The sequence below is a fragment of the Serratia sp. BNK-12 genome (genome assembly GCF_047456085.1).
GTDB classification, from domain to species: Bacteria; Pseudomonadota; Gammaproteobacteria; order Enterobacterales; family Enterobacteriaceae; genus Serratia; species Serratia liquefaciens.
On record NZ_CP179896.1, the window covers coordinates 1563217 to 1578168 of the forward strand.

At 56.5% G+C, this 14952-nt stretch carries 11 protein-coding genes; 4 read left to right on the plus strand and 7 right to left on the minus strand.

The features are described from left to right. Positions 1–191: 191 nt before the first annotated feature. The gene (locus ACMGG1_RS07040; RefSeq protein ID WP_041414759.1) at positions 192–1670 is read left to right on the plus strand and encodes an amino acid permease; all 1479 of its coding nucleotides are present in this window, start codon (positions 192–194) and stop codon (positions 1668–1670) included. Positions 1671–1725: 55 nt separating this feature from the next. On the opposite strand, the gene ACMGG1_RS07045 is transcribed toward ACMGG1_RS07040, so the two are convergent. Further along, a complete protein-coding gene (locus tag ACMGG1_RS07045; RefSeq protein ID WP_414161251.1) occupies positions 1726–2823 on the minus strand; it encodes a GGDEF domain-containing protein in 1098 nt (365 codons plus the stop codon). Positions 2824–3175: 352 nt separating this feature from the next. On the opposite strand from ACMGG1_RS07045, the gene ACMGG1_RS07050 reads away from it, so the two are divergent. Together ACMGG1_RS07050 and ACMGG1_RS07055 are read left to right on the plus strand one after the other, a co-directional pair. Then, positions 3176–4258, plus strand: a complete 1083-nt coding sequence (locus ACMGG1_RS07050; RefSeq protein WP_020827754.1) for a FecCD family ABC transporter permease — start codon at positions 3176–3178, stop codon at positions 4256–4258. Beyond that, the gene (locus ACMGG1_RS07055; protein ID WP_414161252.1) at positions 4255–5043 is read left to right on the plus strand and encodes an ABC transporter ATP-binding protein; all 789 of its coding nucleotides are present in this window, start codon (positions 4255–4257) and stop codon (positions 5041–5043) included. The genes ACMGG1_RS07050 and ACMGG1_RS07055 overlap by 4 nt, the downstream gene beginning before the upstream one ends. Positions 5044–5093: 50 nt before the next feature. Here the strand turns inward: ACMGG1_RS07055 and ACMGG1_RS07060 are convergent, their stop codons facing one another. The 6 genes from ACMGG1_RS07060 to puuR all read right to left on the minus strand — a co-directional run bounded on the left by ACMGG1_RS07060 (position 5094) and on the right by puuR (position 12823). Beyond that, complete coding sequence (locus ACMGG1_RS07060) at positions 5094–6041, minus strand: siderophore ABC transporter substrate-binding protein (protein ID WP_128864582.1); 948 nt, start codon at positions 6039–6041, stop codon at positions 5094–5096. A 58-nt stretch (positions 6042–6099) separates the two neighbouring features. Then, entirely contained in the window at positions 6100–8094 is a 1995-nt protein-coding gene (locus ACMGG1_RS07065; RefSeq protein ID WP_020827751.1) for a ligand-gated channel protein, read from the minus strand. 245 nt (positions 8095–8339) lie between these two features. Beyond that, entirely contained in the window at positions 8340–9335 is a 996-nt protein-coding gene (locus ACMGG1_RS07070; RefSeq protein ID WP_020827750.1) for an ABC transporter permease, read from the minus strand. Beyond that, positions 9332–10843 (minus strand): sugar ABC transporter ATP-binding protein, encoded by a 1512-nt coding sequence (locus ACMGG1_RS07075; RefSeq protein ID WP_414161253.1) that lies wholly within the window; start codon positions 10841–10843, stop codon positions 9332–9334. The genes ACMGG1_RS07070 and ACMGG1_RS07075 overlap by 4 nt, the downstream gene beginning before the upstream one ends. A gap of 121 nt (positions 10844–10964) precedes the next feature. After that, positions 10965–12245 carry an NAD(P)/FAD-dependent oxidoreductase gene (locus ACMGG1_RS07080; protein WP_201896208.1) on the minus strand — a complete coding sequence of 427 codons (1281 nt, stop codon included), beginning with the start codon at positions 12243–12245 and terminating at the stop codon, positions 10965–10967. Between the two features lie 20 nt (positions 12246–12265). Beyond that, complete coding sequence (gene puuR / locus ACMGG1_RS07085; RefSeq protein WP_012145933.1) at positions 12266–12823, minus strand: HTH-type transcriptional regulator PuuR; 558 nt, start codon at positions 12821–12823, stop codon at positions 12266–12268. A 394-nt stretch (positions 12824–13217) separates the two neighbouring features. On the opposite strand from puuR, the gene ACMGG1_RS07090 reads away from it, so the two are divergent. Next, positions 13218–14636, plus strand: coding sequence for a glutamine synthetase family protein (locus tag ACMGG1_RS07090; protein ID WP_414161254.1), 1419 nt, complete (start codon positions 13218–13220; stop codon positions 14634–14636). Positions 14637–14952: the final 316 nt, after the last annotated feature.

The window sequence follows — 14952 nt, forward strand, 5'->3', positions numbered from 1 at the left end:
CGTAAGCAGAAACGAAGCATAAAAATCTGCACCCTGTCACATTAATGACAGTAAGTAAGGCCTAATGGGCCGTTGCTAATAATTAGCCCTGAATTATGAAGCTATCTTATATCAGTGCAATGTTACTAGTTCGCCGGCGGGTATTTGTTACAATCCGCCCTTATTTTTTTTGACCAGCAGATAGGGTAAGAATGGCTCAGCAGGATATAAAAACATCGGGGCAACCAGCACCCGGATTGCGGCGCGAGCTGAAAGCGCGGCACTTAACCATGATTGCTATTGGTGGTTCTATCGGCACCGGTCTGTTTGTCGCCTCTGGGGCGACCGTTTCGCAGGCAGGCCCAGGCGGGGCATTGCTGTCTTATGCGTTGATCGGGCTGATGGTGTACTTCTTGATGACCAGCCTGGGTGAACTGGCGGCCTTTATGCCGGTATCCGGTTCTTTCTCCACCTACGGCGCCAAATATGTGGAAGAAGGCTTCGGCTTCGCGCTGGGTTGGAACTACTGGTACAACTGGGCGGTGACCATCGCCGTTGACCTGGTAGCGTCGCAGTTGGTCATGACCTATTGGTTCCCGGATACTCCGGGTTGGATCTGGAGCGCGCTGTTCCTGTGCCTGATGTTCCTGTTGAACTACATTTCGGTTAAGGGTTTCGGCGAAGCAGAATACTGGTTCTCACTGATCAAAGTGACCACTGTCATCATCTTTATCGCCATTGGCGTGCTGATGATTTTCGGCATCCTCAAAGGGGGCGAGCACGCGGGGTGGCAGAACTGGACCATCGGCGACGCGCCGTTTGCCGGAGGGTTCTCGGCGATGATAGGCGTGGCGATGATTGTCGGCTTCTCATTCCAGGGTACCGAGCTTATCGGCATCGCGGCCGGCGAATCTGAAAATCCGGGCAAAAATATCCCGCGCGCGGTGCGTCAGGTGTTCTGGCGTATCCTGCTGTTCTATATCTTCGCGATCCTGATTATCAGCCTGATTATTCCTTATACCGATCCGAGCCTGCTGCGCAATGATGTGAAAGATATCAGCGTCAGCCCGTTCACCCTGGTGTTCCAGCATGCCGGTTTGCTGTCGGCGGCGGCGGTGATGAACGCGGTGATCCTGACGGCGGTATTGTCTGCCGGTAACTCCGGGATGTACGCCTCAACCCGTATGCTGTTTACTCTGGCGTCGGAAGGCAAAGCGCCGCGTATCTTCGCCAAACTGTCGAAGGGCGGGGTGCCACGTAATGCATTGTATGCGACGACCGTGGTTGCGGGCCTGTGCTTCCTGAGTTCGATGTTCGGCAACCAGTCGGTTTACCTGTGGCTGCTGAACACCTCGGGTATGACCGGCTTTATTGCCTGGTTGGGGATTGCCATCAGCCATTACCGCTTCCGTCGTGGCTATATGATCCAGGGGCATGACCTGAACGACTTACCTTACCGTTCCGGCTTCTTCCCGCTGGGCCCGATCTTTGCCTTTGTGCTGTGCCTGATCATCACGTTGGGTCAGAACTATCAGGCATTCCTGCAAGATCGAATCGACTGGTACGGCGTGACCGCGACCTACATCGGCATTCCGCTGTTCCTGATCATTTGGTTCGGTTACAAGCTGACGCGCGGCACCCGTGTCGTGAAGTACAGCGAAATGGAATTCCCGAAAATGGACGTGAATTAACGTCTTGTATGAAACGCGGCGGGAGCCCGCCGCGTTATCCTTATCCCCTGACTAGCTACTCCTTCCCTTTTACCGTCAGCGCCCGCTGCGCCGCGGCCATCAAACTGTCAACCGATTGATAATCCTGGGTTAACGCCAATACGCCGGTATTGAGCTGCAGCGATACCTCACCGAATGCGCCAAAAGCGTAGGGGGCTTCCAGCGCCGGAATGAAGCGTGCCAAAAATTCACCTTCGGAACCGTAAGGCAGATCGTGAACCAGGATCAGAAACTGGCCGCCGGTATAGCGGCAGACAAAATCACTGGGGCGCACCAACATTTTCAGGCGTTCGCCGATGGTGCGCAGCACGTCATCGCCGATCTGCACGCCGTGGCTCTGATACAACGCCGCCAGCGGGGTAAAGTCGAAAATAAACAGATGGGAAAGCGGATGCACCGTTGCCGAAGGACGACAAATATCCTGCATCACGGCTTCACCCCCTGCACGGTTGAGGAAACCGGTCAAATGATCCTGATGGGCGGCTTGCTGTTTTTCCGCGCTCAGGGTGACGCGCTCAGCGAGCTGACGATGATAAGACGTGGTTAACCCATGGGCCAACACTAGCCACAGCGGGATGATATCCGCCAGTAAAAACAGGTTTTGCACGCGTGACAGCGGCGCGGCCAGCAAATAGGGCAGCGTCAGCACCATGATTTCCAGCAGGGCAAAACGCGGTGCTGCGGCATGGCGTTGCATCAGCCAGAAGGCCAGTCCGGTAATCAGCAAGCCGGCAAACAAGATGAGCACCATGCGGCCAGAAAGCATGGCCATCAGGGCGACAGCGCCCACCAGTGCGCACCACAGCAGTACCGTCACCAGCATCGCGTTGGGCCAACGGAGCGGATTGGCTCGCGCCAGCCACCAACGTCCGCCGGTCAGCAACAACAGCAGCAGCAACAGACCCACGCCGATCGCCTTGTGGCCCAGCCAGATATAGCCCAGCAGCAGCAGCGCCACCCCGGCGGCATTCAACCATGGCGTGGCGGAAGAAGGCACCAAGGTAAGCCGCATCTGGCGTTGTAATTTGGCGTCATCAGCCAGCCGTGGGCTTTGCACCAGCCAGTGCAACAGTGCGGGTTTTTTAGGCGTTAACGCAGGTGTTCGACTTCTCATTGCAGCCTCTTTGATAAGGGTCCCGAAAATCGGCCCTAAATATCCGGCCCGGCGCGGGCGCCAGTGACCAGTCAGGATTTGGATTCTATGTGGTTTTATTGCAATTTGTCACAGCTGTGCAGAGTGGGGCGATATTTTCGGAATTGTTAACCCTGGGCACTGCGGCGAGGGTATGGCAAGAGTTTGGTTAATAACGTTATAAAATAAAGTGTTACATCTTTATATGGCAGGTAATAGCTATTGATATGATTGATAAGTATTATCGTTTGCTTTATTGTTAGCGGCTGCTTATTCCGTTCAGGCGGCCGTTTCCGCGCCGCTGTGGTCATTGTCGTAACAGGTATCCGAAATAATGAGCGTATCCACCGATCCTATGCCTGACGCCAAGGGTAAACCCGACGTCAACGCCATGGGGCGTTATCACCATATTCTCCGCCACCGTTTATTGATGATGGGGGTGTTGGCACTGGCGATTATGGGTTCGCTGCTGCTGGATTTTACCATGGGCCCATCCGGGCTCTCTTTGTCTTCCCTGTGGCAAACCCTGATTGATCCTGCGGCGGCCGACGCCGGCACGCGGGTTATCGTCTGGGATATCCGCCTGCCTTACGCCTTGATGGCGGTGGTGGTGGGCTTTGCGCTTGGCCTGGCCGGTGCAGAAATGCAGACCATCCTCAATAACCCACTGGCCAGCCCCTTTACCCTCGGCGTCTCTTCTGCCGCGGCTTTCGGTGCGGCGCTGGCTATCGTGTTGGGGATTGGCGTTCCGGGCATCCCCGATCAATGGTTTATTTCCGCTAACGCGTTTATTTTCGCCCTGTTCGCCGCATTGATGTTGGACGGCATTACGCGTTGGACACGGGTTGCCACCTCTGGCGTGGTGCTGTTTGGCATCGCGCTGGTGTTCACCTTTAACGCCCTGGTTTCCATGATGCAGTTTATTGCCAGCGAAGACACGCTGCAGGGGCTGGTGTTCTGGACTATGGGCAGCCTGGCGCGGGCTTCGTGGGACAAACTGGGCATTTTGCTCGGCGTATTCGTCGTGCTGCTGCCATTGTCGATGATGAGCTCGTGGAAGTTGACCGCGCTGCGTTTGGGGGAAGATCGGGCAGTGAGCTTCGGTATCGACGTGCGCCGTCTGCGCCTGACGACCCTGTTGCGCATCAGCATTCTTTCCGCGCTGGCGGTGGCCTTTGTTGGGCCTATCGGTTTTATCGGGCTGGTGGCGCCACACATCGCCCGAATGATCTTCGGTGAAGATCACCGTTTCTATCTGCCGGCCAGTGCGTTGATTGGCGCGCTGGTACTGTCGATGGCCTCCGTGGCGTCGAAAAACCTGATCCCGGGCATTATCATTCCGGTGGGCATCGTTACCTCGCTGGTGGGCGTGCCATTCTTCCTGAGCATTATTCTGCGTCATCGGGGGAATGTATGAATCAGGGATTGCGTATTGAAGGCTTCTCCGCTGGTTACCCCAAGCGTCAGGTTATCAGCAACCTGGCGGTCCCGATGCTGCCGCGCGGGCAAATCACCGTGCTGCTGGGGCCGAACGGCAGCGGTAAGTCAACGCTGCTGCGCTCGCTAGCGGGTTTAAACCCTGCACAGGGGAAACTGTGGCTGGACGACATCGATTTGATGCAGATGCCATTCGCCCGCCGTGCGGAGAAGGTGGTGTATTTGCCACAGTCATTGCCAGCCGGTGTGCATCTGCACGTGCTGGAATCGATCATCGTGGCGCAACGCGCTTCGGGCGGCCGCAGCAATGCTGGCAGCGAGGCCGAGGTAATGGCGCTGCTGGAGCAGCTTGGCATTGCCCACCTGGCGCTGAGCTATCTCGATCAGCTTTCCGGCGGACAGAAACAGTTGGTGGGGTTGGCGCAGTCGCTGATCCGTCAGCCTTCGTTGCTGCTGCTGGATGAACCGCTGAGCGCGCTCGATCTTAACTATCAGTTCCACGTGATGGATTTGGTACGCAAAGAGACGCGCAAACGCAATATCATCACGGTGGTGGTGGTGCATGACATCAATATAGCGCTGCGTCATGGCGATCATGTGCTGATGCTGCAGGATGGCGAATTGATTGCCGACGGTGCGCCGGAAGAGGTGATCACGCCGCAGAGTCTGGCACGGGTGTATGGCGTTCGTGGGCGCATTGAGCTTTGCTCGCAGGGAACGCCGCAGGTGCTGATTGACGGGTTGGTGAACCAACCGTCGATTTGATCCCTGGTGGATAGCAAAAAACCCGGCACTTCACAGCGCCGGGTTTTTTATTACTTCTTGTTCAGCGCCTCGGCGACGCGTTCGACGATATGCTGGCTGGTGATGATGCCGCCGGAAAGATAGACCTCAGCCGCCGGCAGATAAACCACCTGACCTTTCTTGACCGCTACGGTATTTTTCAACGCCGTGGTAGTGAGGATCTTCTGCGGAGCTACCGCGTTCGGACGACCGGTGGCTGCATCGCGATCGATAATGAACAGCCAGTCCGGGTTCAACTGAGCCACTTGTTCCGGGGTGAGTTTATTGCCGCGGACATCGGCGTTGTCGCTCTGCAGCGCAGACTGGAACCCGAGGGCGTCATAGGTAAAGCTGAAGCGGCTCTTGGGCGCGTAGGCGCTGATTTTCCCGCCGGAGAACAGCACCACCAGGCCACGCCCGGCTTTGGCCACCTGCGGTTTGGTCGCCGCAATCTCGGCGTCCAGTTTGTCTACTGCAGCCTGAGCCTGCGGCTGTTTATCGAATAGCTCACCCAGTTGCAGGGTGCGTTGTTTCAGGCTGCCCAGTTGATCCTGCGGATCGATTGCCATATTTAACGTCGGCGCAATGCCGCTGAGTTCGTCATAGGCTTTGGAGGAACGACCGGCGATCAGGATCAGATCCGGTTTGGCAGCGCGCAGCGTGGCCATATCCGGCTCAAACAGGGTCCCGGCATTGAGGTATTTGGCATTTTGGTACTGTTTCAGGCTGTCCGGTAGCATGGTGCGGTTGCCCGGCAGTGCCAGCGGCTCTACGCCCAGCAACTGCAATGTTTCCAGCGAAGCATAGTCCAGCACCACTACGCGCTGTGGGTGCTTTTTCACTTCGGTGGTGCCGTTCAGATGTTGAAAACTGACGGTCGCAGGGGCATCCGCGGCCGGTGTGCGAACCTTGCCGTTACAGCCGGCCAGCGCGATACAGGCCAGCAGGGCGAGAACCATAGGGGAGCGGCGTAATGTCATTGTGGCTTCCTTGGGTGAGAGAAATAAAAAGGGCGCGCAGCGCGCGCCCAAAGTGGCATCAGAAGTTGTAGGTCATGCCGACGGTGTAACGGCGGCCATCCAGCACGGTATTGTAGTTATCGTAATCGACGGTCTTGTCGAGGATGTTGTAAACCCCGCCGGTCACCATCAGATTTTTATTCGCCTGGTAGCTCAGGCCGGCGTCAACAAAGGTATAAGACGGCGTGCTCTTGGCCATCGAAGAGCGGCTCATGTAGTCCGAAGTCTTGCTGCGGAAGTTAACGCGCGACCACAGGCTGACGTCATGCGTGGCCTGCCAGTCCAGGACGCTGTTAACCATATGCTTCGGCATTTGGTTCAGCGGTTTGCCCTGGAAATCCCCGCTCTTCTGTTCGGAGGTGGTGTAGGTATAGTTGGTGGTCAACTGCCAATCTTTGGTGATTTCCCAACCGAAAGTGGCTTCTACGCCGCGCATATTGGCTTTATCGACGTTAGTACGGTCGCTGATAAAGTAATACGGCGTATTGCCGATCATGCACTGCGCGTCGCCGTCGCCGCTGTCACAGCGACGCACTTCGGTGATTTTGTCTTTGAAGTCGGTGTTAAACAGGGTAACGCTGGCGTTCAGACCTTGCAGGTTATCCCACATCACGCCGATCTCTTCGCTCAGGCTCTTCTCTGGCTTCAGATCCGGGTTACCGATAATGATTGAAGTACGGCCACCGCCGGTGATTTGCCCCCAGCCGGCGGAGGATTGGCGCAGATCCGGTGAGCGATAGCCCGCGGAGACGCCGCCTTTCAACGTAAATTGCTCGGTCAGGTGCCAGACGCCATACATGCGCGGCGTCCAGTGGTTGCCGTAGTTCTGGTCCTGATCCATACGGATACCGCTGGTCAGGCTGAAGTCGTTGGTCATCGCCCATTCGTCTTCGGCAAACAGCGCCCAGCTCCAGCGCGTCAGCTGGTTCAGCTTATCGGCTGCGGCTAACTGATTACCGCCATCACTCAATTTTTCGTAACGGTACTGGCCGCCCAGGTTCAGCATATGGCTGCCGAGATCAAACTGGGTTTGCGTATTGAAGATGGTGTTATACATCTTCATATCGCGGCCGGGGTTGTTGGTCTCTTCGCGCTGAATGTAACTGGTGGTGTTGCCGAAGTCGTAATAACCGTTGTGGGTTACCGCGTAGTTGGTACGGGTGTACAGGCTGTCGCTGGCACTGTTCGGCGTACACTTTTTGTTGCGGCAGTTTTCGGTCGCCATGGATTTGCCCGGCGTACTGTTTCGATCCTGCAAAGAGCGGCCGATTTCGAAATCGAAGTCGTTCTGTTCGTTTGGCGTCAGGCTAAATACCGCGGTGCCGCTGCGCATGCGCTGTTCATTGAAGCCGTTGAGGATTTGGTCCTCGGCGCGGCGCGACAGCAGGCCGTTGACCCGCAGGCCCAGCAGGCCTTCAATCAGCGGGCCGGAAGCGTAGGCGTTGGTCTGGAAAATATCGCCGGAATTGCTGTTTTCCTGGAAGGTGGCGTCACCGTGCAGTGAACCTTTCCATGCCTGAGTAGTGGAGGTTTTACGGGTGATGACGTTGATTACGCCGCCCATGGCGTCGGAGCCGTACAGCGAAGACATCGGGCCGCGTACCACTTCGATGCGTTCAATCGCTTCCAGCGGCGGCAGCCAGCCTTGCTCAATGCCTGCGTTGTCGCTGTTCGGGCGGGTGCCGCGGGTGTCTACGCGTTTGCCGTCGACCAGGATCAAGGTGTATTTGGAGGACATGCCGCGGATGCTGATATCGCTGCTGCTGCCACCGCCGGTAACAACGACGCCCGGCACGTCTTTCAACGCATCGGTAATATCGCGGTAGGCTTTGTCTTCAATTTGCTGACGTGGGATGACCGAAATGGACGCCGGGGAGTCCTGGATTTTCTGCTGGAAACCGGAAGCGGTTACCACCATGGTGTCCTGAGCGTCTGGTTGCGCAGCGACGGCGCCGGCGCTGGTCAATGTAGCAATGATCAATGCGGTTAATTTGTTATAACGTGGCTTTTCCATGAGGCAAACCTTTCCTGGTCTGATGTAAATCGACAAAGTGTCGTTTTAACGTGTTGAATAATAATTAGAAACTTGCCCCGTCATTGCGGGGTTCGCCGTTTCGTCAGGCTATTGTAAGGATTTTCGACAAAATGTAAACGCAAATGATAATTCGTATCATTTGTATGTGTTTAGGCGAGGGGAATCATTAACCGCATGAATACAAGGGAAAAAGGGCGCAGCAGAATCTGCGCCGAGAGAGGGAGTCAGCGTTTCTGGATGTAGGTGATTGCCAGCGCCAGGGCCAACACCAAACCTTTGATAATGTCCATGGCATAGTAGGGAACGGAGAGCATCACCAGGCCGTTTTGCAACACGCCGAGGATCACCGCGCCCACCAGCGTGCCGAGCGCGTTGGGCTTGCCGGAGCCGGCCAGCGAGAAACCAATGTAAGCGGCAGCGACCGCATCCATCAGATAACCGCCACCGGCGTTCACCTGCGAAGAGCCGATACGTGACGCCAGCAATATGCCGCCAAGCGAGGCCAGAAGGGCAGAGATAACATAGGCGGCAACCCTGTAACGTACTGTGCGAATACCCGACAGGCGCGCGGCTTCCGGATTACCGCCAATGGCATACATGCGGCGGCCATGTTTGGTCAGCGACAGGAAAAGCTGCACCACTACCGTGACTGCCAGCATGATCAACACGATCACCGGCACCTGGCCCAGTGAGGAAAAGACCTCCGGGATCAGGCCTTCGGCCATATCGCCGTTCGGCAGCAGCATATTCTGGGTGATTGATCCGCCGTAGCTGTAGGTCATCGCCACGCCCTGGATCACAAACAGGCTGGCCAGCGTCGCCAGCATATCGGGGATTTTCAACACCACGATCAGGAATGCATTGAACAGGCCGACCAGGGTACAAATCAGCAACGTCAGCACAATCGCACCGGTGGTGCCGAAGCCGTACCAGACGAACAGCGAAACCACCAGGGCGTTGGCCAGTGAAGCGGTGGAGCCAACGGAAAGATCGAAACCGCCGACCGACAGCGATATCGATACTCCGATGGCGATGACTGTGACGATGGCAATCGAACGCAGAATATTGATGATGTTGTTCGGATCGAGGAAGTTGTCCGACGCTATCCCAAACAGGGCAATCAGCGCGACAACGGTGAGTAACATCCCCCATTTGTAGAGAAACTCAAACAGCTGATGGCGCCAGGGTTGCGCAGTTTGCAGGGACAATTCTTTACTCACGCTGGGGTTCCTCCGGTGGAATACAGTAATAGGGTTTCTTCATCAATGTCGGCGGCACTCAGTTCCGCGACGACCCGGCCATCCCACAACACGCAGATGCGATCGCACAGGCCGACCAGCTCCGAGAACTCGCCGGAAGCATAAATAATGCCTTTGCCGTTGCGTGCCAGGCCGTCGATCAGGGTGAACAGCTCTTGTTTGGCCTTGATGTCCACACCTTTGGTTGGTTCGTCGAAAATCAGTACGCTAGCGTCGCCGCGCAGCCATTTGCCAATCGCTACCTTTTGCTGGTTGCCACCGGAAAGCCGCGCCAGCTTCTGCTGCGGTCCGGAGGCGCGAATATTCAGGCGCTGCATGATGTCGCGCGCCCAACGCAGTTCCTGGCGGCGGCTGAACAGGCTCCAGCGGGAAAAGCTGTCGTCGGCGCTGACGCTCAGGTTCATCGGAATAGCTTCGTCGATAAAAATGCCTTCTTTACGCCGCTCTTCCGGCACCAGCGCCAGCCCTTGCTCGACGCTAAGATGTGGAGCGCGGGGGGCCCAGGGTTTTCCCAGCAGTTCACCCCGTTCAATTCGCGCCGGTGAGGCGCCAAATAACGCCTTGCACAGTTCGGTTTTTCCCGCACCGGCCAGCCCGGCGATACCAAGAATTTCCCCCTGATGCAGTTGCAGGCTGACGTCGCGCAGCTTATGGCGATCGTGCAGGCCTTCCACCCGTAGCAGCGGGCGAGAACCGTGCGGTGGGCGTGGGGGCGGGAAAATATCGTCCAGCCGGTGACCGAGCATTTTCTCGACGATCTGCTCGCCGGTCAGGCCCTGCATGGCATCCTCACTGACGTGACGGCCATCGCGCAGCACCGTCAGGCGGTCGCAAATTTCACTCAATTCGTGGATACGGTGGGAAATAAACACCACGCCGATACCTTCGGACTGCAGGCGGCGCACCACGCGAAACAGGCGTTCGCTTTCGGCGCGATCGAGCGGGGCGGTGGGTTCATCGAGCACCAGAAAACGACAGCGGTGGGAGAGCGCGCGTGCCAGCAGCACCTGCTGTTTTTCCGCCAGGGTGCACTCCGACAAACGCTGGCGCAGGTTAATAGTCAAATCCAGCTGAGTCAGTAGCTGCGCCGCCTGGCGGTACAGTTGCGCCCAGTTAAGCAGATGGCCCGGTTCGTTCAGCCAATCGAGCATGATGTTTTCCGCCACGGATAGCGTGGGGATCAACGCCACATCCACTTCCTGCTGCACCACGTGGATGCCATATTGCCGGGCCTGCAGCGGGGAATGAATATCCACTTGCTGCCCGTCGATAAAAATCTCGCCGCGATAATGGTCGTGCGCGCCGGAAAGGATCGCCATCAAGGTGGATTTTCCTGCCCCGTTGGCCCCGACCAATGCGTGTGTTGAGCCTCCTTGCAGGGTGAAATCGACGTTTTGCAGGGCATTGAAGCCGGCAAAGGCGATCGAGATATTGCGCATCTCGAGGCGTGAGGGCGTAGGGGTTGGCATAGTGTAATTAAAGACGTTTAGGTGTTTAGATGGCTAAAGTAAGTCTTTTGTAACACAGATTGCGTATTTCGCAACAAACTAAAAGGCATAACTGAGATGAAAAAATTCCTGGCGGATGACGCTAGAACCCCAGGCGGTCGCGCAACGCATAATAGGCCGCTCCCAGGGCGGTGAAAGGCACACGCAGCTGGCGGCCCCCAAAGAAGGGCAGGTGTGGCAAGCGAGCGAAGGCGTCAAAACGTTCGGCATCACCGCGCAGCACTTCGGCGATCAGCTTGCCGGCCAAATGAGTGCAGGTGACGCCGTGGCCGCTGTCGCCCTGCATATAATAGACATTGTTTTCCAGGCGACCGAATTGCGGCATGCGCGAGAGCGTCAGCAGAAAGTTGCCACTCCAGCGGTAATCAATGCGCACCTGTTTCAGCTGCGGGAAGGTTTTCAGCATTTTGGGCAGGATCAGCGGATCGATATCGGCGGGATCGCGAGCGCCATATACCACGCCGCCGCCATACAGCAGCCGGTTGTCGGCGGTCAGACGAAAGTAGTCCAGCAGGTAATTGCAGTCTTCGACGCAGAAATTATTGGGCAGCAGCGACAGCGCCATATCTTTGGATAACGGTTCGGTGGCGAGAATTTGCGAGCCGCAGGGCATGCTCAACCGGCTGAGCCGCGGTTCAAGCCGATCGCCAAGGTAGGCGTTGCCGGCAACGATCACAAAGTTGGCGCTGACCGAGCCTTGGGCGGTATGCACCTTTGCCGGTTCCGCGTAATCAATGCGCGTGGCGGCTGACTGTTCGAACAGCCGCCCACCGTGACGGCGCACCGCGTCGGCTTCGCCCAGCGCCAGATTGAGCGGGTGCAAATGGCCGCCGTTGCGGTCCAGCAGCCCGCTAACGTAACGATCGCTCGCGATCTCGCGGCGGATAGCCTGCCGATCCAGCCATTCCAATTGGTCATTGCCATAGCGCCGCCAGCGGGCCTGTTGCTGCTGCAGCGCGTGGCTTTGTTTAGAGTTCAAAGCGGCGAAGATACCGCCGGGCCGGTAGTCACAGGCGATGGCGTATTGATCGATGCGCTTGCGGATAATCTCTGCGCCTTCGAACATCATGCTGCCGAGCATGGCGGCGGTGTCAGCGCCATAACGCGCTTCAATGACGTCGATATCGCGGCTGTAAGAGTTGACTACCTGCCCGCCGTTGCGGCCGCTGGCACCCCAGCCGATGCGCGCAGCCTCCAATACCACCACGTCATAACCGGCCTCGACCAGATGCAACGCCGACGACAGGCCAGTGAAGCCGCCGCCAATAATGCAGACGTCGCAGCGGATATCCTCGTTCAGCGCCGGGTAGGGCGCGAACGTGTTGGCGGTGGCGGCATAATAACTGGCAACGTGTTCCGTCATGGGGCCTCCGCCGAACAAGGTCAGAAGGTAGTCGGGGTATGTGCGCTGACGATGCGGCAGACGCGCGCCGAGGTATTGCTGAAGCTGTGTGGAATGCCGGTGTTGATGGCATAGCTTTGGCCGGCGGTCAGGCAATGGGTCTGGCCGTTGATCGTCAGCATGATCTCGCCTTCCAGCAGGGTGCCGATCTCCTCGCCCTGGTGCTTTATTTTTTCGCCGGTGGTGGTGCCGGGCTGATAGGTTTCCAGCATCATCGCCAGATTGCGCGTTGGGTTGCCGTTATGCACCAGCTTCATCGACACCCCCTGGCTGCCTATCTCAATCAGATCCTCGGCTTCTATGACCACTTTGGGCTCATTGGCGGCTTCAGGTTCGGCAAAGAAGGCAGACAGCGACAGCCCATAAACTTTCAGCAGCTTTTGCAGCGTACTGATAGCCGGACTGACTTTGTCCTGTTCGATGGTGCTGATTGCGCTGTGGGTTAACCCGGACAGTTCGGCGACCCGGCGCTGCGACAAACCCAATTGCAGACGGATCTGTGACAGGCGCTTACCCGGCGCCAAGCTGACTTCGCTCATAGCGGTACTTCCTTCTGGTAGGGACGACAGGCAGAAATGAATATGGGTATCAGGTGCCTGCCTGAGTGATATCGGCACAGCATGATATCGGTAGTTGTGTCGGAATTGGAAAATATATTGCCCATGACCACCCCCGTTCTGGCGGACGAAATTCTGCACGTAAAAAGAGTGTTAACGCCTTTTCGGTCAATATTTTATCAATTTAGCAGCCGGTGGCGAATAATCAAACAGGATTGTAACATTTGCAAACTATTTGTGTTAAGGCTATGTTTCATATTATGGATGTTATTTTGAGCGCCCGCTGTGGCGCAGTCTACAGAGAAATCAGACCATGTGTTGAACCTATCGGCAGGCGGACGCAGCAGCGTTCTCAAAGCATAATGGCGGGTGATGTATGCAAACCAATATCGCAGCAGTTGAAAATTTTGCACAGCATAATGAAGAAAGGCGAAGTAGCGCGTTCCAACGTGAAGTTGCTCACTATTTGGAACGCCATCCCTCAACGCAGTATATCGACATCCTTCTCACTGACCTGAATGGTTCCTTCCGCGGTAAACGTATTCCCGTCTCCGGACTGAAAAAATTGGAAAAAGGCTGCTACTTCCCCGCCTCGGTATTCGCTATGGATATTTTGGGCAACGTGGTGGAAGAGGCGGGCCTGGGTCAGGAACTGGGCGAACCGGACCACGTGTGTATGCCGGTGGCAGGAACGCTGACGCCGTCAGCGGCGGATCCGGACAATATCGGTCAGGTGTTGCTGACCATGCTGGATGAAGATGGTACTCCCTTTGACGTTGAACCCCGTAATGTCCTGAATCGAGTTTGGCAGGCATTGCGCCAGCGCGGCATGTTCCCGGTGGTAGCGGTAGAGTTGGAGTTCTATCTCATTGATCGACAGCGAGACTCTGAGGGGTATTTGCAACCGCCCTGTGCGCCCGGCACCCAGGAGCGCAATATGCAGAGCCAGGTTTATTCGCTGGACAATCTGAATCATTTTGCCGAAGTACTCAACGACATCGACACCTTGGCGCAGATGCAGGGCTTACCGGCGGACGGTGCGGTGGCGGAAGCGTCACCCGGCCAGTTTGAGGTAAATCTGCAGCATACCGATAACGTGCTGCTGGCCTGCGATCACGCGCTGTCGTTGAAACGCCTGGTACGGCTGGTGGCGGAAAATCATCACCTGCACGCCACCTTTATGGCCAAGCCCTATGAGGAATACGCCGGTAGCGGCATGCATGTGCATATCAGCATGCTGGACGGCAACGGCAATAATCTGTTCGTGCAACCCGATGGCGAAGACTCGGCGCTGTTGCACCGTGCGCTGGCGGGGATGATCACCCTGATGCCGGCCTCGATGGCGCTACTGGCTCCCAATGTGAATGCCTTTCGCCGCTTCCAGCCGGGCATGTATGTACCCACTCAGGCGTCCTGGGGGCACAACAATCGCACCGTGGCGCTGCGCATTCCCTGCGGCGAGCCGGAGAATCATCGCGTGGAATACCGCGTAGCGGGGGCAGATGCCAACCCTTATCTGGTGGTGGCGGCTATCCTGTCAGGCATACTTTACGGGCTGGACAATGAATTGCCATTGCCTGAGCCGGTAACCGGTAATGGTCTTGAACAAGAAGGGGTGCCGTTCCCCATTCGCCAAAGCGACGCGCTGTACGAGTTTGAGCATCAGCAAGCCTTGACGCAGTATCTGGGCGAACGTTTTGCCCACGTTTACCACGCTTGCAAGATGGATGAACTGATGCAATTTGAGCGTCTGGTGACTGAAACCGAGATTGATTGGATGTTGAAAAATGCCTGAAGGGGCGTAAAATGTGTGGCATTAACTTGATGTGCGATAGAACGATAGCGGATTAATTCACCTGTAAGGGTTGTTTTCCGAACGATCGCGAAAAGAATTTGTTTAAGAAGCCTTCCTGATCTTGTCATCAGGAGGGTTTTTGGTGCAAAATATCCCTAATGCAGATAGCCGACGTTTTAACGCGTCGGTTATTTTTTTTGCATTTATGTTCTACAAACTGTGCGTTTCATACACCAAGCGAGGCCGGACACCGATCCGGATAGATAAATAGTTTCGTGCGCGATCAAACAAAACTTTATGGTCGTGACTCATGAGG

Bases quoted from the DNA above. Each gene is read 5' to 3' on its own strand.
- ACMGG1_RS07050 (WP_020827754.1), top strand. From the start codon at position 3,176: ATGAGCGTATCCACCGATCCTATGCCTGACGCCAAGGGTAAACCCGAC.
- ACMGG1_RS07045 (WP_414161251.1), bottom strand. From the start codon at position 2,823: ATGAGAAGTCGAACACCTGCGTTAACGCCTAAAAAACCCGCACTGTTG.
- puuR (WP_012145933.1), bottom strand. From the start codon at position 12,823: ATGAGCGAAGTCAGCTTGGCGCCGGGTAAGCGCCTGTCACAGATCCGT.
- ACMGG1_RS07060 (WP_128864582.1), bottom strand. From the start codon at position 6,041: ATGACATTACGCCGCTCCCCTATGGTTCTCGCCCTGCTGGCCTGTATC.
- ACMGG1_RS07090 (WP_414161254.1), top strand. From the start codon at position 13,218: ATGCAAACCAATATCGCAGCAGTTGAAAATTTTGCACAGCATAATGAA.
- ACMGG1_RS07055 (WP_414161252.1), top strand. From the start codon at position 4,255: ATGAATCAGGGATTGCGTATTGAAGGCTTCTCCGCTGGTTACCCCAAG.
- ACMGG1_RS07040 (WP_041414759.1), top strand. From the start codon at position 192: ATGGCTCAGCAGGATATAAAAACATCGGGGCAACCAGCACCCGGATTG.
- ACMGG1_RS07075 (WP_414161253.1), bottom strand. From the start codon at position 10,843: ATGCCAACCCCTACGCCCTCACGCCTCGAGATGCGCAATATCTCGATC.
- ACMGG1_RS07065 (WP_020827751.1), bottom strand. From the start codon at position 8,094: ATGGAAAAGCCACGTTATAACAAATTAACCGCATTGATCATTGCTACA.
- ACMGG1_RS07080 (WP_201896208.1), bottom strand. From the start codon at position 12,245: ATGACGGAACACGTTGCCAGTTATTATGCCGCCACCGCCAACACGTTC.